The 17904-nt window shown below is 65.0% G+C and carries 15 protein-coding genes; 6 read left to right on the top strand and 9 right to left on the bottom strand.

Features of this window, described 5'->3' with window-relative positions; genetic code table 11:
• The first annotated feature begins 65 nt into the window (after positions 1-65).
• Positions 66-989: a LysR family transcriptional regulator gene (locus FVF58_RS25265; RefSeq protein ID WP_149672562.1), complete on the top strand. Its 924-nt coding sequence runs from the start codon at positions 66-68 to the stop codon at positions 987-989.
• Positions 990-1104: 115 nt separating this feature from the next.
• Here FVF58_RS25265 and FVF58_RS25260 read toward each other — a convergent pair whose 3' ends face one another.
• The 3 genes from FVF58_RS25260 to FVF58_RS25250 form a co-directional block, all read right to left on the bottom strand.
• On the bottom strand, positions 1105-2250 hold the full coding sequence (locus FVF58_RS25260) for a branched-chain amino acid ABC transporter substrate-binding protein (protein ID WP_149672561.1): 1146 nt from the start codon (positions 2248-2250) through the stop codon (positions 1105-1107).
• Between the two features lie 490 nt (positions 2251-2740).
• Positions 2741-3703 carry an AraC family transcriptional regulator gene (locus FVF58_RS25255; protein WP_149672560.1) on the bottom strand — a complete coding sequence of 321 codons (963 nt, stop codon included), beginning with the start codon at positions 3701-3703 and terminating at the stop codon, positions 2741-2743.
• Positions 3704-3782: 79 nt separating this feature from the next.
• On the bottom strand, positions 3783-4877 hold the full coding sequence (locus tag FVF58_RS25250; RefSeq protein WP_149672559.1) for a porin: 1095 nt from the start codon (positions 4875-4877) through the stop codon (positions 3783-3785).
• On the opposite strand from FVF58_RS25250, the gene FVF58_RS25245 reads away from it, so the two are divergent.
• The gene (locus tag FVF58_RS25245) at positions 4867-5094 is read left to right on the top strand and encodes a hypothetical protein (RefSeq protein WP_149672558.1); all 228 of its coding nucleotides are present in this window, start codon (positions 4867-4869) and stop codon (positions 5092-5094) included. The genes FVF58_RS25250 and FVF58_RS25245 overlap by 11 nt on opposite strands.
• Before the next feature lie 69 nt (positions 5095-5163).
• Here FVF58_RS25245 and FVF58_RS25240 read toward each other — a convergent pair whose 3' ends face one another.
• Both FVF58_RS25240 and FVF58_RS25235 read right to left on the bottom strand, forming a co-directional pair.
• Complete coding sequence (locus FVF58_RS25240) at positions 5164-5940, bottom strand: IclR family transcriptional regulator (protein WP_149672557.1); 777 nt, start codon at positions 5938-5940, stop codon at positions 5164-5166.
• 24 nt (positions 5941-5964) lie between these two features.
• Positions 5965-7107 carry an FAD-dependent monooxygenase gene (locus tag FVF58_RS25235; RefSeq protein WP_149672556.1) on the bottom strand — a complete coding sequence of 381 codons (1143 nt, stop codon included), beginning with the start codon at positions 7105-7107 and terminating at the stop codon, positions 5965-5967.
• Between the two features lie 282 nt (positions 7108-7389).
• Between FVF58_RS25235 and FVF58_RS25230 the strand changes: the two genes are divergently transcribed.
• From FVF58_RS25230 to FVF58_RS25220, 3 genes are all read left to right on the top strand, one after another.
• Complete coding sequence (locus FVF58_RS25230) at positions 7390-8712, top strand: aromatic ring-hydroxylating oxygenase subunit alpha (RefSeq protein ID WP_149672555.1); 1323 nt, start codon at positions 7390-7392, stop codon at positions 8710-8712.
• A gap of 35 nt (positions 8713-8747) precedes the next feature.
• On the top strand, positions 8748-9740 hold the full coding sequence (locus tag FVF58_RS25225; protein WP_149672554.1) for a PDR/VanB family oxidoreductase: 993 nt from the start codon (positions 8748-8750) through the stop codon (positions 9738-9740).
• Between the two features lie 70 nt (positions 9741-9810).
• Positions 9811-11205, top strand: a complete 1395-nt coding sequence (locus tag FVF58_RS25220) for an MFS transporter (RefSeq protein WP_188130923.1) — start codon at positions 9811-9813, stop codon at positions 11203-11205.
• A gap of 244 nt (positions 11206-11449) precedes the next feature.
• Here FVF58_RS25220 and FVF58_RS25215 read toward each other — a convergent pair whose 3' ends face one another.
• From FVF58_RS25215 to FVF58_RS25200, 4 genes are read right to left on the bottom strand one after another with little or no spacing between them, the layout of a single operon-like run.
• Positions 11450-12325 carry an efflux RND transporter periplasmic adaptor subunit gene (locus FVF58_RS25215; RefSeq protein WP_149672552.1) on the bottom strand — a complete coding sequence of 292 codons (876 nt, stop codon included), beginning with the start codon at positions 12323-12325 and terminating at the stop codon, positions 11450-11452.
• A 13-nt stretch (positions 12326-12338) separates the two neighbouring features.
• Entirely contained in the window at positions 12339-12539 is a 201-nt protein-coding gene (locus FVF58_RS25210; protein ID WP_149667965.1) for a DUF1656 domain-containing protein, read from the bottom strand.
• Positions 12529-14766: an FUSC family protein gene (locus FVF58_RS25205; protein WP_149672551.1), complete on the bottom strand. Its 2238-nt coding sequence runs from the start codon at positions 14764-14766 to the stop codon at positions 12529-12531. The genes FVF58_RS25210 and FVF58_RS25205 overlap by 11 nt, the downstream gene beginning before the upstream one ends.
• A gap of 10 nt (positions 14767-14776) precedes the next feature.
• Complete coding sequence (locus FVF58_RS25200; protein ID WP_149672550.1) at positions 14777-16642, bottom strand: efflux transporter outer membrane subunit; 1866 nt, start codon at positions 16640-16642, stop codon at positions 14777-14779.
• Between the two features lie 158 nt (positions 16643-16800).
• Between FVF58_RS25200 and FVF58_RS25195 the strand changes: the two genes are divergently transcribed.
• The gene (locus FVF58_RS25195) at positions 16801-17769 is read left to right on the top strand and encodes a LysR family transcriptional regulator (RefSeq protein WP_149672549.1); all 969 of its coding nucleotides are present in this window, start codon (positions 16801-16803) and stop codon (positions 17767-17769) included.
• The last annotated feature ends 135 nt before the right edge of the window (positions 17770-17904 follow it).

Raw genomic sequence — 17904 nt, 5'->3', positions numbered from 1 at the left:
TAGGTGGATGAAGGAATTAGATAAACTATCCACATCTATCTTCAAACCATAGCCAATCTATCTTTATGGATCTCGACTTCCTGCGTAACCTGCTGCTGGTCGTGGATAGCGGCTCGATGGCCGAAGCCGCGCGCCGCGTGGGCGTCACCCCCGCCGCTGTCGCCCAGCAGATGCAGGCGCTGGAACGGGAACTCGGCGTGTCGCTGTTCGTTCGCGCCGGGCGCACGGTGATCCCGACCGAAGCGGGCCATCGCGTGATCGAGCGCGCGCGCGGTCTCGTGCGCGAGGTTGCCGAGATGAAGGCTTTTGCGCTCGAAGGCGAGGACGCGGGCGAACTGCGGATCGGCACCATCACGACCGCACTGCTCAGCCTGCTGCCCGATGTGCTTGCGCGCTTTTCCACGGCTTTTCCGCAAGCCAAGGTGCTGATCCGCGCGGGGACGTCGATGGAGTTATACGAAACGCTGCAGCGCGGCGATCTGGACGTGGCGGTCTGCCTGCATCCCGCGTTCGCGTTGCCGAAGGCCTATGACTGGCATCTGTTGAGGGAGGAGCCGATCGTCGTGCTCGCTCCGTCGCGGCTCGCCGGGCAAGACCCGCACGAACTGTTGCGTCGCGAGTCGTTCATTCGCTACGACCGCTCGCTGGGCGGCGGCAAACAGGCGGACCAGTATCTGCGGGCAGCGAAGATCGTCCCGCACGAACTGTTCGAATTGAATTCGCTGATGGCGATCGCCATGATGGTGGACCGTGGCCTCGGTGTCTCGCTGATACCCGACATCGTTTCGCCGTTGACGGCGAGTCTGGATGTGGCCAGGCTCGCGCTGCCGGTCCGGACCGACCCGCGCCGTTTCGGCGTCCTGTGGCACAGAGCGTCGCCGCGCGCACGCCTGATCGGCGGCTTTCTGCGGTGTGCCGATGAAGTCTTGCAGCGCGAGAGCCGCACAGATGAGCGCAAAACGCGAAAACGGCCACGCGCCCAAGCTTGAATGAGGATTATCGATTCGTACAACGGCGACGGTTTCAGAACACCAATCGAAACGGGGCGGTGAAGTCCTACTCCAACCGCCCCGCGTCGATACATGCCGCTTAACGCTTACACGCTTACATCTTCATCACGTCGACGAGCGTCTTCTTGCCGTCCTTGTAGTCGTACAGCGAGATCACGCCGTGCTGCAGGTCGCCCTTCGCATCGAACGTCGTCTGGCCGGTCACGCCCTTGTAGTCGGTGCCCGCGATCTTCGCGAGAACCTTCGACGGCTCGGTGGAATTCGCGCGCTTCATCGCATCGACGACGATGTACACCGCGTCATACGTGAACGGCGCGTCGAACTCGATCGGATGACCGAAGCGCTGCGTGTACTTCGCCGCGAACTGCGCGCCGCCGTCCATCCGCTCGACGGCCATGCCCGCCTGCGAGCACACGACATTGCCGGCGGCTGCGCCGGCCAGTTGCGCGAGGCTCTCGGTGCACACGCCGTCGCCCGACAGCACTTTCGCGCGCAGGCCGAGCTGGCGCGCCTGCTTCGCGAACGGGCCGCCGGTTGCGTCCATGCCGCCGTACATGATCGCGTCCGGATTCTCACCCTTGATCTTCGTGAGAATCGCGCGGAAATCGACCGCCTTGTCGTTGGTCGCGTCGTGCGACATGACCTTCAGGCCGAGCGCCTTGGCGGTCTTCTCGAACTCGTTCGCGAGACCCTGGCCGTATGCCGTCGAGTCGTCGACGACGGCCACGGTCTTCACGTTCAGATTCTTCGCCGCGTAGTTCGCGAGCGCCGGGCCCTGCTGCGCATCGGTCGCGACGACCCGGTAGGTCGTCTTGAAGCCTTGCAGCGTATAGGCCGGGTTCGTCGACGAAGGCGAGATCTGCACGATGCCCGCATCGCTATAGATCTTCGACGCCGGAATCGATGCGCCCGAGTTCAGATGGCCGACCACCGCGACGACCTTGTCGTCGACCAGCTTCTGCGCGACCTGGGTGGCCTGGCGCGGATCGGCGGCATCGTCCTGCGCGTCGAGCACCAGCGTGATCTTCTGACCGTTGATCGTCAGTCCCTTCGCATTGATTTCCTCGATCGCGAGACGTGCACCGTTTTCATTGTCCTTGCCGAGGTGGGCCGAGCCACCCGTCAGCGGACCGACGTGACCGATCTTGACGACCTGATCGGCGCACGCCGTGGTCGCCATGCCTGCGAATGCAACGACTGCGGCGCTGATCGGCAACAGTTTGTGAAGCTTGAAACTCATGCAGAAAATCTCCTCTGTGTTTTCCAACCAACTGGTTGTGATGGTCGTGAAGTTGATGAATTCGTTAGCGCTCATTGGGCGAGATGAACTGCAGCATTGGCTGGCGAGTGCATCCGGCGCCCTGAATTTTGGTGCAGGACGATAACGCAAAATTGGAAATAGCAAAAGGTTTCGACAGGGTCCGGCGTTGACTGGTCCGTGTTTCATGGAGAAAAAACCGGTGCCCGGCGCGGAGAGAGTGCGGCTTGGACGCTAGCAGCATTGACCAGCCAATCGACAAAATTCGTAAATCTCGCATTATCTCGAAGAGAAATCTTCGATTACCCAATGCGAGTCGATGCCGATAATGCGTCGATATTTCGGTGGAAAGACTTGAGCTGAAAATCGCGCAGGAATGAAGCCGCTTCGCGGTGTTTGAGCGGTGTGAAGAGTTAAAGCAGCTCAGCCTGATATCGCCAATACACGCGCTTACTATGGCACGTACCGCGCCTCACCCACGCTTCGCCAGATCATCGAGCGCATGCGCATTGCGCGCATAGCGCCTCGGCGCCATCCCCGACCACCGATGAAAAGCGCGCGCAAACGCCTTCTCCGAGGTGTAACCCACTTTCTCCGCAATCTCGATCAACGTGCGCCTTCCGCGCGTCAGCTCACCACTCGCGAGATACATCCGGTAGGCAGTCAGATGACCGATCGGCGTATCACCGACCACTTCCATGAACCGTGCGCTAAAGCGCGAGCGCGACATCCCGGCCGCCGCCGCGAGGCTCGCCACGCTCCAGTCGCGCCGCGGCTCGCGATGAATCAGCGCGACCGCGCGCCCAATTTGAGGATCGGCAAGACCACGCAGCCAACCCGAATGATTCGCGGTCGACTGCAAATGCGCGCGCAGCAACTGCACGAACAGCACGTCCGACAGCCGCGACGCCGCGATCTCCCAGCCGGGTTGGCAGGTCATCGACTCCTGAATGAAGCTTTGCAGCGTGCTCACGAGCCAGGGCGCCACGGCCGGGTCGTCCGCGCGCACGTGGATCAGCGTCTGCAACACCGAGAAAAGCGGACTGCGCATGATGTCCCGATACACGACGATGCCGGTATAAAGCTCGCTGGTGGCGCCGCCGCCGCCCGCGGTGAATTCGAGCGGCGTGTCGAAGCGCGGATGGATGCCCTTGTCGGCCATCAGCGAATCGAACGGCACGGGCCGTACATCGAGCGACGATGCCATGATGTGTTCGTCGCCATGCGGCAGCAACACGAAATCGCCCGGCTTCACATACACGGGCGGCTCGCCCTCGACGATCAGATAAAACGGGCTGCCCGTGCACATGCGAAACGGCGCGCCGGACACGGCGGGTTTGCGGATCGCCCACGGCGCACTCAGCGTGAACCGGCCGGTGACAACAGCGTCCGCACGCAAGTCGGCAAGAATGTCGCTCAGAAGGTCTGTTGCCATCGTGGTTCTCCGTGGATCGCCCCGCCGTGTTGCAGGCGAGGCCGATCCTTGCGGTCCGGGTTCGATCAAAGCGCTGCGCTCAGAAGCGCTGCTGGATTCCGGCCATCACGCCGACCTGATTCTGCCCGGCGCCGACCGATCCGCCCGCCGCCACCGCCGCCGTGCCGCGCGAGCTGTTCGTGACGTAGCCGACCGACGTGTACACCGTGGTGCGTTTGGACAGCAGATAATTCACGCGGCCCACGAACAGTGTCGAGTTCGATGTCTCGCGCAACAGATAGCGTAGCGCCTGGGCATCGAATGATAACGCCGGGGTCGCATAGTACGAAGCGCCGAGAAAATAAATGTCGGACTGGCTGTGCACCGCCGCCGACGTATTGCGGCGAATCCAGCCGCCGCCGATTTTCGTCGGACCGAACTTGGCGTACGCGTCGACGATCGTGCGCGTGTCGGTGTAGCCCGGGCTCGACAGCGGCGCCGACGCGCCCGTGCCGCCGCGCATCACGTCGTACGAGGCGGCAGCGCCGAATTGCGGCGCGTCGTACGCGAGCATCATCGTGTACTGCCGGCACGCGACCGGGTCGCCCGCGACATTGCCGGCGCAATTCGTCGCCGACGGTCCGGCCGGGCCCGCCGCGTCGCGCCCCGTGCTGTATGTGCCACCCACCGTGAAGCCGTTGAATTTGCCGAGATAGCCGGCCGCGTTGTCGCTGCGCGCGTTCGGCAGATAGCTGTCGAAACTTGCCATCGAATGGATCGACGGGCCGATCACGTCGGCGTTCAGCAGCACGTACATCGACATGTTCATTTGGCGGCCGAGCGTCAGCGAACCGTACGGAGAACTCACGCCGACATTCGCCTGGCGGCCGAACAGGCGTCCGCCGTAATTCAGCGCGCCGCTATTCAGTGCAAAACCGTTCTCCAGCACGAAGAACGTCTTGTAGCCGCCACCGAGATCTTCGGTGCCGCGCAACCCGAAGCGCGACGGCACTTCGCCGGTCAGCGAAGGCATGCCGATAACCGAACCGCCGCTCGCGGCATTGTTGTAGTACTGCACGCCCGTATCGACGATTCCGTACAGCGTCACGCTGCTTTGCGCGTGTGCGCCGACGGTCGCGAGTGCTGTGGTTGCTGCGAGAAATGTGGCGGACAGAGCCGTTCGTGTGACCTTCATTTTTCACCAAGCCTTTTATGCAGCAATGCTTATCATTGTGGGTTTGGAGTCGGTCACGACGACCGGTCTCCCCATAAGCGCGCTGTACGGACACGGTGCGTTGCCGTTGCCGCACATCGCGCATCGCTCGCCGGTCATCGACCAGGCCGGCGAGCAGATGGGGGATTCTTGGCGACGCAAAAAACCGCGCCAAGGACCGGGGCTCCTGAAAAAGTAGCCGATCGTCCCGTTTTCGCGACAAGCGAAGGCGCCGGCACACAGCCGGAGCGGCTGGAAGGAACGTGGATTAAAGGCTGGAGAGGGACAGCGCGTCGGCGGCGGCTTTCACACTGGTTTCGACGGTCTCGCGCAAGGCGGCGTCGGCGGAAAAAGCGGTGTTCGGCCCGGCGACGCTCAATGCCGCAACACCGCTCCCCCGGCTGTCCTTGACCGCCGCCGCGCACGAATCGATGCCCGCTTCGAGCCCCGAAAAGCTCCATGCGCAGCCGTTGGTGCGCACCGTGTCGAGCGCGAGGGTCAGCGCGTCCCAGTCGGGCTGGTCGTCGTCCTCGGGATGGGCGGCATAGAGCGCGCGCAGCGCCGCCGGTTGCAGATGGGCGAGCATCGCGAGTCCCGGCGTCGCGCGATGCGCGGGAATCCGGCTGCCGACGCGAATACGGCTCACGAGCGGCGTGTCCGGCGTCTCGCACAGCAGATAGATGATCCGGGTCCCTTCGAGCACCGCCAGATACGCCGACAAACCGGTCTTGTCGACCAGCCCCGGCAAGATCTGCCGGGCGCGCGCGGTCAGGTCGGCGCCGCCGAGCGCGCTCGCCGCGAGCGTCAGAAACGGCATGCCGAGACGGTACGAGCCGCCCGCCGGATTGGCTTCGATCAGTTCCGCCGCTTTCAGCGATTCGAGCAGACGCATCACCGTCACGCGGTTCACGTTGATCTGCCGCGCCACGTCGCTCAGATTGGCGGTCGAGCCGCCGTCGGCGATGAAGCGCAGCAGGCGGAACGCGCGTTCCACCGGCGATGCCGAATTGTCAGCGGTCTTCGGGTTGTCGGGTGTCTCTGTCATCTCTGCATGTTGAGTGTGGTGCGGCTACGCCGGTTCGCACGCCTGCTCCGGCAGCGGCACGCTCCACGCGTCGTAGCCGTAGACCCAGTCGGCGTTGCCGCCGGTCTTGAGCCAGTTGTTGCCGCGCGAGCCGATCTGGATTTGTGCCGTGCGCTCCTGACGCGCGCTCGCGTAGCGCGACAGCGCCGCACCGAGGCCGTCCGGCGCGACATTCGCCAACGCGCGCGACAGCACGACCGCATCCTCGATCGCCATGCCGGCGCCTTGCGCCATGAACGGCATCATCGGATGGCAGGCGTCGCCGAGCAGCGCCATCCGCTCGCCGGTCCATTTCGGCAGCGGATCGCGAATATACAACGCCGACGCGAGCACCGTGTCGCATGCGGCGAGCAACGCGCGAGCTTCCGGATGAAACGCGGCGTAGGCCTTTCTCAGCGCGTCCGGATCGCCGGGCGTGGTCCACGATTCGTGCGTCCAGTCGGCCTGCGACGTGGTCGCGAAGATGAACACGTCGCGGCCCCGGTTCAGCGGGAACGTGACGATCTGCAGATCGTCGGTCGGCCCCCACCACTTGACGAACGCGCCGAGATCGCCGCCGCTCAGCCGCTCCGCCGGCACGACCGCGCGGTACGACACGATGCCGGTGAACTGCGGACGCTCGTCGCCGAACAGGAACTTGCGCACGCCCGAATGGATGCCGTCCGCGCCGATCAGCAGGTCGAACGCGTGCGTCGAGCCGTCCGCGAGCGTGACCGTCGCGCTGTCCGCAGTCTGGCCGAAGGCTTCGGTGCGCTTGCCCAGATGCAGTTCGCCGGGCAGCAGCGCCTGCTCCAACGCGGCCATCACGTCCGCGCGATGCATCGTCAGTTGGGGCGCGCCGTATTTGCGCTCCGCCTCGTCCGACATCGCCAGCCGCGAGGTTTCCTCGCCGGTGTCCCACATCCGGCTGATCCGCGCGTTCGGGCGCGCCGCCGTCTCGCGCAACTGCGCGCCGACGCCGAGTCCGTCGAGCGCGCGGACCGCGTTGGGCGTCAGGTTGATATCCGCACCGACCCGCCCGAAGCGCTCCGCCTGTTCAAACACAGTGACCTGATGCCCGGCCTTGCGCAATGCGATTGCCGCTGCCAGTCCGCCAATTCCGCCACCGATGATCCCGATCTTCAGCATGTCTGTTCTCACGTTAATGCGTTCCGTCTGTTCATTTTTGAACATATAGAACATAAATGAACAGATATTGTCGGCGTGATTATTTTTGACAGCAAGCGAAAAGGATCAGGAAAAACCCCCAGTGTCAAAGCGACAGACCGGACAGGCGCGCGAGACGATCGGCAACCTTTTTGGATTTTGGAGAGGTTGTGCGATCCGGGGTGGGTCGCGAAGAATTCGCTCATCGCCGACGGTGCATGGCTAGTGCGCCGGCTGCGTTTCCAACATTCGAGGACACAGGACATGTTGAGTCAGGAAAAGAACAAGCTACTCACCGAGGTTGGCCCCGGCACGCCGATGGGCAACTATCTGCGCCGCTACTGGCATCCGGTGGCGGGCGTCGCCGAATTCGACCGGAAATCCGTGCGACCGATCCGCCTGTTCGGCGAGGACCTCGTGCTCTTCAAGGATCTGAGTGGCAAGTTCGGGCTCGTGCAGCGGCGCTGTCCGCATCGCAACGCCGACCTCGCGTTTGGCTTCGTCGAGCAATGCGGGCTGCGCTGCGCGTATCACGGCTGGGAATTCGATGCGGGCGGCCAATGCACGCATCAGCCCTACGAAGAAATCGTCGATGCCGAAGCACGGCTGCGTCGGAAGACGAAGATCACCGCCTACGAAGTGCGCGCGAAAGCCGGCATGATCTGGGCGTACATGGGTCCCGCGCCCGCGCCGGAATTGCCGGACTGGGAGCCGTTCAACTATACGAACGGCTTCGCGCAAGTCGTGATGGCGGAAATTCCGTGCAACTGGTTTCAGTGCCAGGAGAACTCGATCGATCCGATCCACTTCGAGTGGACGCACAACAACTGGACCGAACGGCAACAGGACAACCAGTCCGAACATGTGCCGACCCACTTGCGCACGCTGTACGAAGAGTTCGACTACGGCTTCGTCTACAAGCGCCTGCGCGCGCATGAAAACGAAGCGAACCCGATGTGGACCACCGGCCGCGTGACGCTGTGGCCGAACGGCTTCTACCTGGGACACCACTTCGAATGGCGCGTCCCCATCGACGATGAAAATACGCTGAGCCTGCTGTGGGTGTTCAACAAGGTGCCGAAGGAACAGGAGCCCTACGTTCAGCAGCACATTCCCGCTTGGTACGGACCTTTGCGCGACGAAAACGGCGACTGGATCACGAGCCATGTGGCGAACCAGGACTTTGCCGCGTGGGTCGGCCAGGGCGCGATCACCGACCGCACCAGGGAGACGCTCGGCGCGAGCGATCGCGGCATCGTGATGCTGCGCCGGCGCTTCTTCGAGGAACTCGAAGCGGTCGCCGCGGGCAAGCCGCCGAAGGGTTTGATCACGGATAGCGCCGCGAATCACAACGTCTATTTGCCCTCGGCATGCCGCGACGAAATGCTCAATGGCATGACGCGCGAGGCGTTGGCCGCGCATCCGCTGCTCGGCGCTTATCTGCGCGACTTCATCGGGCAGTACGGACAACCCGATGAAGTGCGTGACGCCTATGAAGCCGCGGTCGGGCAGAAGGTCAAGCGCGCGCGCTTTTTCTCCGTGCACGGTGCGCGTCAGAAAGACGAGCACGAAACCGAGCCGACCTGATCAAGCGTCGAAGCCATCTATCGAGAGTCTGAACCATGGACGAGCAAACAGTCGGCGGCGGCGCGACGCGCGGGACCGCCAGCCTCGGCGCGCGGGTACGCACGATCCGCCATGAAGCCGAACGGGTGCTGAGCATCGAACTCGTGCCGCTGGAAGGCACGGCGTTTCCGCCTTTCACGCCCGGCGCGCACATTGATCTGAATCTGCCGAATGGCATCACGCGTAGCTATTCGCTCGTCAACTCGCCGGACGAAAGCGGCCGCTATGTGATCGGCGTGCTGGACGACGCAAAGAGCCGCGGCGGCTCGCGCTACGTGCACGAACAGTTGCGCTGCGGCTCGACGCTGCCGATCGGCAAACCGCGCAATAACTTCGCGCTCGATGAAGAGGCCGCGTCGACGGTGTTGGTCGCGGGCGGCATCGGCATCACGCCGATGCTGTGCATGTACCGCCGCTTGCGTCAGCGAGGCCGCGACGCGCAGCTCGTGTATTGCGCGCGCAGCCGCGCACAGGCGGCATTTCTCGACGAACTGGAGGCGCTGGGCGGCGACGTGCGCCTGCATTTCGACGACGAGCACGACAGCCGTCCGTTCGATCTTGCCGCGTTCCTCGCGCAACAGGACCAGAGCGTCCACGCGTACTGCTGCGGACCGGGCGCGATGTTGAGCGCCTTCGAAGCAGCGTGCGCTGCCGCCGGTATCGGCAACGTGCATATCGAACGTTTTACAGCAAGCGCGCCCGCCGTCGATACCCAACAGGCCGGCTATACGGTCGAACTCGCCCGCAGCGGCAGGACCCTCTTCGTGCCGGCCGGCAAAGCGCTGCTGGACGTGCTGCTCGAAGCGGATGTCGAGGTCGGGTACAGCTGCCGCGAAGGCTTGTGCGGCGCCTGCGAAACCCGCGTGCTGGGCGGTTGCCCGGACCATCGCGACTCCGTGCTGACGCAATCCGATCGGGCCGCCGGCAACGTCATGATGATTTGCGTTTCCGGCGCGAAGAGCGAAACGCTCGCCCTCGACCTTGCATGAACTTCATCTGAAGCCGCGTACTTCCCCCCGCAGTATCCCTTCTGAGGACATGATGGAACTCTCGAGCACAATGAAACAGAACGACGTTGACGTCGTCACGCGCGCCAGCGGTCTGCACGACGCGGCGACCATCTCGGCGCGCATCGAACGGCTGCCGCTCACGCGTTGGCACGCGCGGGTATTGGGCGTCGTCGGCTTCGTCCACATGACCGATGCGTTCGATGCGTTGACGATCGCCTTCGTGATGCCGGTCTTGATCGGTCTGTGGCATCTGACGCCGGCGGATGCGGGTTTGCTGGTGTCGGGCGGCTATGTCGGGCAAACGATCGGCGCGCTGTTTTTCAGCGCCGCCGCCGAACGCTTCGGCAGGCTGCGCGTGCTGCGCTGGATCCTCGTGATTCTCGCGCTAGGGAGTCTCGCGTCGGCCTATGCGCCGAGCTACGCGGTGTTCATCGCGCTGCGTTTTTTTCAGGGCATCGGCCTCGGTGGCGAGTCGCCGGTATCGGCCACTTACATGAACGAGCTGTGTCCCGCGAAGATACGCGGCCGGCTGATCTTCATTCTTCAATCGACGTTCGCGCTCGGCAATCTGATCGCCGCGATTGCCGCGATGTGGCTGATTCCCGCGTATGGCTGGCAAGCGATGTTCGTGGTCGGCGCACTGCCGATCGTGCTCGCCGCGATCCTGCCCCGCACCGCGCCCGAATCGCCGCGCTGGCTCGCGATCAACGGACGCGCCGCCGAAGCGAACCGGATCGTCGAACGCATCGAAAAGTCGATGCCGGCTGCCGACTATGCACGCCTGCCCGCACTGGAAATCGTCGAAACGAGAGTCGACGAAAGGAAGGAATCGTTTCGCTCGCTGTTCAAGCACGGGTTCGCGACACGCACGTTGGTGGTGTGGCTGATGGCCTGCTGCGCGAGCCTCACGACCTACGGCATTCTGGTGTGGCTGCCGTCGCTGTACCGCACGGTCTACCACCTGCCGCTGAACGTCGCGTTGCGTTATGGGATGGTGAGCATGATCGCCACGCTGATCGGCACGATCGTCGGCATCTTCGTGATCGACTATCTCGGCCGCAAGAAGACATTTGCGATCGCCTTTCTCGGCGCGGCCGTGCCGATGCTCTACCTTGCCTTCAGCGGCACGCATGTTCCCGCTGAACAGGTGTCGGTGCTCGCGTCGATCAGCGTCGCGATGATCGCGATTGTCCAATGCGGGGTCTATGTCTATGCGCCCGAGGTGTATCCGACGCGAATCCGCGCGAGCGGCGCCGGTGCCGCATCGGCGATCACACGGGTTTCGTCGGTGATCGGGCCGGTCATCATCGGCGCGTTGCTGACCTATCTGAGCGTCGAGGCCGTGTTCGGCTACTTCGCGATTGTCTCGCTGCTCGGATCGATTGTGATCGGCGCGTTTGCGTTGGAAACCGGCGGCCGCACGCTCGATGAGATTTCCAGGTAGCAGGATGCGAGACCGGCGGCACAGCCGGTAAGGAAGGGAAAGCAAAAAAAGCCCGCCGAAAATAGTCGACGGGCTTTTTGCATCAGAAGAAAAGCGCGTAACCGTCGCGCTTTTCAGACGGCGATTGGAGTCAGAACTTGTGGCGCAGGCCGAGCACGACCAGTTCCTGCGTGCTGGTGCCGTTGTGAGCGGCATGAACAGCTCATTGAAGACCGCTCGCAACGATCGATGACTTTGATTGCATTTACAACTTGCGAGTCTGCTTTGTGTCGATGACCACGGTACACGTAATCCCCGCCGCCAGCACCACCCCATCCGGCACCGCATCGATCTTCACGCGCACCGGCACGCGCTGCGCGAGGCGCACCCAGTTGAAGGTCGGATTCACATCGGCGAGCAGCTCACGGCTTTCCGGATTGTCGCGATCGTAGATCCCGCGCGAAATGCTCTCCACGTGTCCCTGCAAGGTGCCGCCGCTCATCAGCCGCACTTCGGCCGGGTCGCCGACGCGCACATGCGGCAGCTTGGTTTCCTCGAAGTACCCGTACACCCAGAACGAGTGGCTGTCGACGATCGCCAGCTTCGCCGCCCCCGCGGTCGCATAGTCGCCGCGGAACACGCTCAGGTTCGTCACATACCCATCGACCGGCGACACCACCCGCGTGCGCCCGAGATTGAGTTTGGCCGCATCGAGCGCCGCCAGCGCCTGCTGGTACGACGCCTCGGCCGCCGACGCCGTATGCGTCGCGTTCTCGCGGCTTTCCTTCGACACCACCAGCGCGTCCATATCGGCGCGCCGCTGCGCGTCGTCGCGCTTCATCTGCAACTCGGCCTTGCGCGCGGCCACTGCCGCCTGTGCCTGTTCGACCGCGATCTGGTAGTGCGACGGATCGATCTGCATCAGCAGATCGCCCTTCTTCACCAGCTGGTTGTCCTTCACCGGCAGATCGACGACCGCGCCCGACACATCGGGCGCGACGTTCACGATCTCGGCGCGCACACGCCCGTCGCGGGTCCACGGTTCATCCATGTAATGGACCCACAGCACGCGCCCAATCAGGATCGCAACGATAAAGACAATGGCTGTCGCGATGAAGCCAACGAGATTTCGGATGGTCATGGTTCGACTCTGGTCAACGATAAACGGCGAGACCCAGCACGCCGCACACACATACGAGCAGACTGGCCCGGAACAGGGAGGGATGCCACACCACGCGATACAGGCCCGTCCAGGCGATCACGCGGTCCAGCACCCAGGTGAGCGCCGCGCCCGCGATGAACAGCAGCACGATGGCCGGCACGTAGGCGTCGAAAACGGCAATGTCACGTGGCATGGGGAACTCCTTCTGGGGCGCTGGCCCGCTCGCTGTGGTCACCCCTGCGTTCACCCATCAAGGGTTCGAGCGGGGATTGCGGATCGAGCAGCGCGGTACGGATGAAATGCAGCTGGCTGAGGATGCGTTGCAACCGATGCCGCTCCTCGCGCGGCGGCGTGAAGCTGGCGAGCAGCTGCTGGAGCGCGGCGATCGCGTCGGCGGTGCTCGCCAGCGCGCGTTCGAAGCGGTCCTCGCGCGGCTGCCCGAAGAGCGCGCTCAACGCGTCGCCCATCGTGCGCAGCGCCACGCGCCACGGCGTCGACTTCGCGTAGCGTGCATCGACGGGCAGCGCCGCGAGCTCGCCGCGCAGATCGATCACCGCATTGCCCACCTCGAGCACCGAGAACAGCCAGCGCAAGGTGTCGCGCCGCAGTTCGGGCTCGTCGGGCGCGAGCGCGTTGATCTGGAACGTCAGGTCGCGCGCGCCGCTCTCGAAGCGCGAACGCACCCGGCGCAGCCCCGCGCGGCCCGCCAGCACCACCTGGCGGCGCAGGTCGACCAGCAGCTGGTGGCGCAGCCAGGGCGTGGACGGCGGCAGCAGCACCGCGAACGCCACCGACGACACCAGCATCGACAGCACCAGCGCCAGCGCGTCGTTCATGAACGCGCTGGGGTCGTAGTGCATCACGTTATCGGGGCCGGCCAGAAAGCAGAAGAAGATGCAGTAGCCCACGCCGTAGCCGGCCAGCGCCGCCCGCGTGGTCATGAACACGCCGAGCAGCAGGAACGGCGTGAGCGCCGCGCACAGCAGCGCGAAGCCGTCGATGTGCGGAAACACCCCGTACACCGCGAGCATCCCCATGAACGTGGCGGCCAGCGTGCCGGCGGCCATCTGGAACACGGTGCGCTTCGGATCGGGCGAGGACGACGCCAGCGCGCACACGGCGGCCGCGTTCAGCGTGAGGGTCGAGCCGCTCGGCCAGGCGGTGGCGATCCAGAACGCGCCGAGCGCCATCATCACGAGGGCCGCGCGCAGGCCCGCGACCCCTGCGGCGAGCGCGTTGGTCTTCGGCTCGTAGCGGTCGATCCAGCGCTCGCGCGCATGCGTGTCGAGCGCGAGCGACGCGTAGGTGGCCGCATACGCGTGCAGGTCGTCGATGAAGCGGTACAGCAGTTCGGCGCCGGTGTCGAAGTCGAGCAGCGGCGCGTCGGGCTGCGTGGCGTCGGCATGCTTGAGCAGTTCGGCGCGTGTGGCGCGCACGCGCGCCGGCAACGCGGCCCTGAACGCGTCGAGCTGGGCGGCGGCGTGCGCGGCATCGGCGGCGCTCAGCACCGGTTCGCCGGACTTCGCGAGCAGCGGCGCGATTTCCTTGAAATACGGTTCGAGCGCGGCGATCGCGCTGGCCGCGCCGGTGTTGCGCAGCCGGTTCATCAGCTGGTGCAGCGCGTGAAAGCGCGTCGAGGCGGTCATGAACTCGCTGTTCAGCCGCGCAAGGCGCCCGCCACGCCTGCGCGAGTCGGGGCCTTCGAACACGGCCACGCTGCGCGCGGCCTCGAAGCCGACGATGTCGGCGACAAAGCGCGCGTTGGTCGCTTCGATGCGCGCGCGGTCGTTGTGCCCGGCCAGCGACGCCGACACGTACTCGACGAACGCCGAGAAGCGCGCGCGCACGGTGCTGCGCATCTGCAGGCCGGCGAACTGCGGGAACACCAGGCCGCTGACCGCGCCCGCGCAGACGATGCCGAGCACCACTTCGGCGACCCGCGTGAGCGCGCTGAGGAACGCGCCGTCCGGATGCTGCGCGGCGGGGATGCCGATCAGCGCGGCGGTGTAGCCAGCCAGCACGAAGCCGTACGAGCGGAAGTTGCGGTTGCGCGCGGCGCCCGCGGTGCAGATGCCGACCCAGATCGCGGTCGACACGATGAACAGCTCCGGCTGCTGCGCGAACAGGCCGATCAGCGCGAGCATCACGACGAGCCCGACGAGGGTGCCGCAGATGCGGTAGAAGCTCTTGGCGAAGACCATGCCGCTTTGCGGCTGCATGACGATGAACACGGTGGTCATCGCGGTGCGCGGCTGCGGCAGGTCGAGCTTCATCGCGAGGCCGAGCGCGAGAAAGCAGGCGGCGAGCGCCTTGAACAGGTAGACCCAGGTGAGGCCGTCGGTGCGCGCCCAGTCGGTGACGGCGGTGCGCAGGGCAGCGAGGGAGATGGGGCGCGCGAGGGAAGAGGACGAGGCGGACATGGGCGCTTCCTTACTCGGCCGCGGGGGCGGTGGCACTGGCGCGCGCCGTGGTTGCCGCGGTGCTCGTGGCGGTCGTGGCTACGGCGTGATTGCCGATGCGCGCAGGGGTGGGCGCGTGGCTGGCCACCCCGGCGTGCGCCGAGGCGTTTGCCGCCTTCGCAGAGGCGTTGCCGCTGCCGTCCGTCACGCCGCCGGTGGCAGCGTGGCTGGCAGGCACAGGCTGATCCGAACCTGCTGCCACAGAAGCGTTTGCCGCCTTCGCAGAGGCATTGCCGCTGCCGTCCGTCGCGTCGCCGGTGACAGCATGGCTAGGCACGGGCTGAACCGAACCTGCTGCCACAGGAGCGTTTGCCGCCTTCGGCGCAGTGTCGCCCGTGATGGCCGCCTTCCCCTTGCCATGCCCCGGCAGCGTCTCATCCGCCTTCGGTCCATTACCCGGTTCATCCAGCCCGCCGCCGAGCGCTGTCATCAGCGACGCATGCGCGCCCAGCCTTTCAGCCTGCACCTTCGCCACACCTTCCTGCGCGCGCAGCAACTGGTTCTGCGCGACCAGCACGTTCAGATAATCGGTCAGCCCGCGCCGGTAACCCTCGCGCGAGAGATCGTAGTTGCGCTGCGCCGCCGCCACCGAACGGGCCGCGTCGTCCGCCTGGGTCGCCAGCGAACGCATGCGGATCACCTGGTCGGAGATGTCCTTCAGCGCGCCGACGATCGACTGGTTGTAGCGCTCCACCGCCTCGTCATAACCGGCCGACGCCGCGCCGAGCTGCGCGCGCAGCCGCCCGCCGTCGAAGATCGGCAGCGACAGCGCCGGCCCCGCGCTCCAGCTGTGCGACGGACTCTTCAGGAACTGGAACAGCGGCCCCATCGCCGCATAGCCGCCGATCGACGCGAGCAGGTTGATGTCCGGATAGAAGTCCGCCTTCGCGACGTCGATGCCGCGTGCCTGCGCGGCCACCGTCCAGCGCGCCGCGACCACGTCCGGGCGGTGGCCGATCAGCTCCGCCGGCAACGCGGCGGGCAGCCCCGCCGGCGCGGCGAGCGACAGCGCCGGACGGCCGATCGCGTCGCCCGCGCCCGGCCCCTTGCCGGCCAGCGCCGCGAGCTGGTTGCGGGCCAGCGCGAGCTGCTCGTCGAGCGCGTCGATCTGGCGCTCGTACTCCGGCAGCGGCGTTTCGGCCTGGCTCACTTCGAGCTGCGTGCCGATGCCGCCCTTCAGGCGCCGGCTGGCCAGATCCACGATCTGCTGCTGTTGCTGCAGGGTCGCCTTCGCGATGTCGAGCAACGCGTAGTCCAGCGACATGCCGATGTACGTGCGCACCACGTTGGCCTGCAGTTCGAGCTGCGCGGCGCGGGCATCGGCGGCGCTCGCGTGGGCGGCGTCGAGCGCGCGTTCGGCGGCGTTGCGGTCCCTGCCCCACAGGTCCAGGTGATACGACAGGCCGAGCGTGCCGGTGTTGTTCCACGACTGCTCACCGGCCAGCGGCCCCGGGCCGTAGTACACGTTGTCGGCCCACTTCTGGCGCTGGATCGACAGGCTGCCGTTGACCTGCGGCGCGAGCGCCGCGCGCGCGACGCCCGCCATCGACAGCGCCTCGCGCACGCGCGCCTGCGCGGCGGCGAGGCTCGGATTGCCGGCCTGCGCGGCGTCGATCCACGCGTTGAGCTGCGGATCGTCATAGGCGCGCCACCAGTCGGCGGCCGGCCACTGGGCGTCGCGGTTGGCCGCGCGGATCGCGTTGCCCGCGTCGAGCGAGGACGCTTCGGTCGCGTGGTCCTGCGGGGCGATGCCTCCGGTACCTGCACACCCGGCGATTGTTAGCAATAACGCAAGAACCGGAACTACGACGGCACGCTTCGATACCGGAGACGGCACAATTCTCTCCAAAAAATGACTATATCAATCTTCGCATCATTATATTTTTCATAAATTGTTGGAAAAACAGAAAATATCGCAACGGATTTTTACCGAATGCGAATCAATCACCCACTTGATATATGCAACAATCCGGTCGAATTCGGAAGGAACGGGAAATGGATACTCTCCAGAACATGCGGGCATTCGTGCGCGTCGTCGAAGCGGGCAGCTTCACTGCGGCCGCGCAACATTTGAACTCGACCACCGCGCATACGTCGCGCTCTGTTTCGGACCTCGAAGCACACCTGCGCACGCGCTTGCTGAATCGCACGACTCGCCGCATCGCGCTGACCGAGGCAGGCGAGCGCTATCTGCAGCGCTGCCAGCAAATCCTCGCGTATGTCGAGCAGGCCGAGGCGGAAGCCGGCGACGCCCAGGCGCGCCCCGCCGGCAAGCTGAGGGTCCATGCGATGACCGGTTTTGGTCAGCATTACATCGTTCCGGCGGTGAGCCGCTATCAGAGGCGCTACCCGGACGTGCATATCGAACTGACGCTCGCGCAGCGCATGCCCGATCTGCTCGACGAGGGTTTCGACGTGTCGCTGACGCTCGCCACCGGTCTGCCGGATTCCGGCCTGGTATCGCAGCGCCTGGGCAACGCGTTCAGCGTCGCGTGCGCGTCGCCCGCCTACCTCAAACGCAACGGCACGCCGACGTCACCGGCGGAGCTCCGCGAGCATCGCTGTGTCCAGATCCTGACTCCCGTATTTCGCGCCGATGAATGGACTTTCGATGGGCCGCACGGCGAAGAGTCGATCGCACTCGGACCGGCAACGTTTCAGATCAACGTTGCCGAAGCGCTGGCCGTCGCAGTGCGCGAAGGCATGGGTATTGGTTTGCTGCCGGCCTATTCCGCTGCGAGCGGGCTCCGCAGCGGAGAACTGGTGCGCATTCTGCCGGAATACACGGCTCAGCAACTGAATGTCTATGCGTTGTATCCGTCGCGCCAGTACCTCGACGCCAAAATCCGCACCTGGGTGGAATTCCTGCGGGAGGAGTTGCCATTGGTACTCGCGAGAGATCAGGCTGAACTGGGTACGTTTTCGCGCGATCGCGAGTTGAGTGTGTGCGGTTTCATGTCATAGCGCGCGTCGCAGCAAACCGGCCTTGATGCAGCGCCAATCAAAACAGCCGAAAGAACAAATTCCTGCGCGACCGTACAGTGCAGAACACACTCGATTGTATTGACCTGTCACGCTTATACGATATATGTCTTCGTT

It is taken from the genome of Paraburkholderia panacisoli, assembly GCF_008369935.1.
GTDB classification, from domain to species: domain Bacteria; phylum Pseudomonadota; class Gammaproteobacteria; order Burkholderiales; family Burkholderiaceae; genus Paraburkholderia; species Paraburkholderia panacisoli.
The sequence above is the reverse complement of the archived record's forward strand: the minus strand, read 5'-3'. Positions and strand labels throughout refer to the sequence as shown.

Bases quoted from the DNA above. Each gene is read 5' to 3' on its own strand.
- FVF58_RS25265 (WP_149672562.1), top strand. From the start codon at position 66: ATGGATCTCGACTTCCTGCGTAACCTGCTGCTGGTCGTGGATAGCGGC.
- FVF58_RS25260 (WP_149672561.1), bottom strand. From the start codon at position 2,250: ATGAGTTTCAAGCTTCACAAACTGTTGCCGATCAGCGCCGCAGTCGTT.
- FVF58_RS25255 (WP_149672560.1), bottom strand. From the start codon at position 3,703: ATGGCAACAGACCTTCTGAGCGACATTCTTGCCGACTTGCGTGCGGAC.
- FVF58_RS25250 (WP_149672559.1), bottom strand. From the start codon at position 4,877: ATGAAGGTCACACGAACGGCTCTGTCCGCCACATTTCTCGCAGCAACC.
- FVF58_RS25240 (WP_149672557.1), bottom strand. From the start codon at position 5,940: ATGACAGAGACACCCGACAACCCGAAGACCGCTGACAATTCGGCATCG.
- FVF58_RS25235 (WP_149672556.1), bottom strand. From the start codon at position 7,107: ATGCTGAAGATCGGGATCATCGGTGGCGGAATTGGCGGACTGGCAGCG.
- FVF58_RS25230 (WP_149672555.1), top strand. From the start codon at position 7,390: ATGTTGAGTCAGGAAAAGAACAAGCTACTCACCGAGGTTGGCCCCGGC.
- FVF58_RS25225 (WP_149672554.1), top strand. From the start codon at position 8,748: ATGGACGAGCAAACAGTCGGCGGCGGCGCGACGCGCGGGACCGCCAGC.
- FVF58_RS25220 (WP_188130923.1), top strand. From the start codon at position 9,811: ATGAAACAGAACGACGTTGACGTCGTCACGCGCGCCAGCGGTCTGCAC.
- FVF58_RS25215 (WP_149672552.1), bottom strand. From the start codon at position 12,325: ATGACCATCCGAAATCTCGTTGGCTTCATCGCGACAGCCATTGTCTTT.
- FVF58_RS25210 (WP_149667965.1), bottom strand. From the start codon at position 12,539: ATGCCACGTGACATTGCCGTTTTCGACGCCTACGTGCCGGCCATCGTG.
- FVF58_RS25205 (WP_149672551.1), bottom strand. From the start codon at position 14,766: ATGTCCGCCTCGTCCTCTTCCCTCGCGCGCCCCATCTCCCTCGCTGCC.
- FVF58_RS25195 (WP_149672549.1), top strand. From the start codon at position 16,801: ATGGATACTCTCCAGAACATGCGGGCATTCGTGCGCGTCGTCGAAGCG.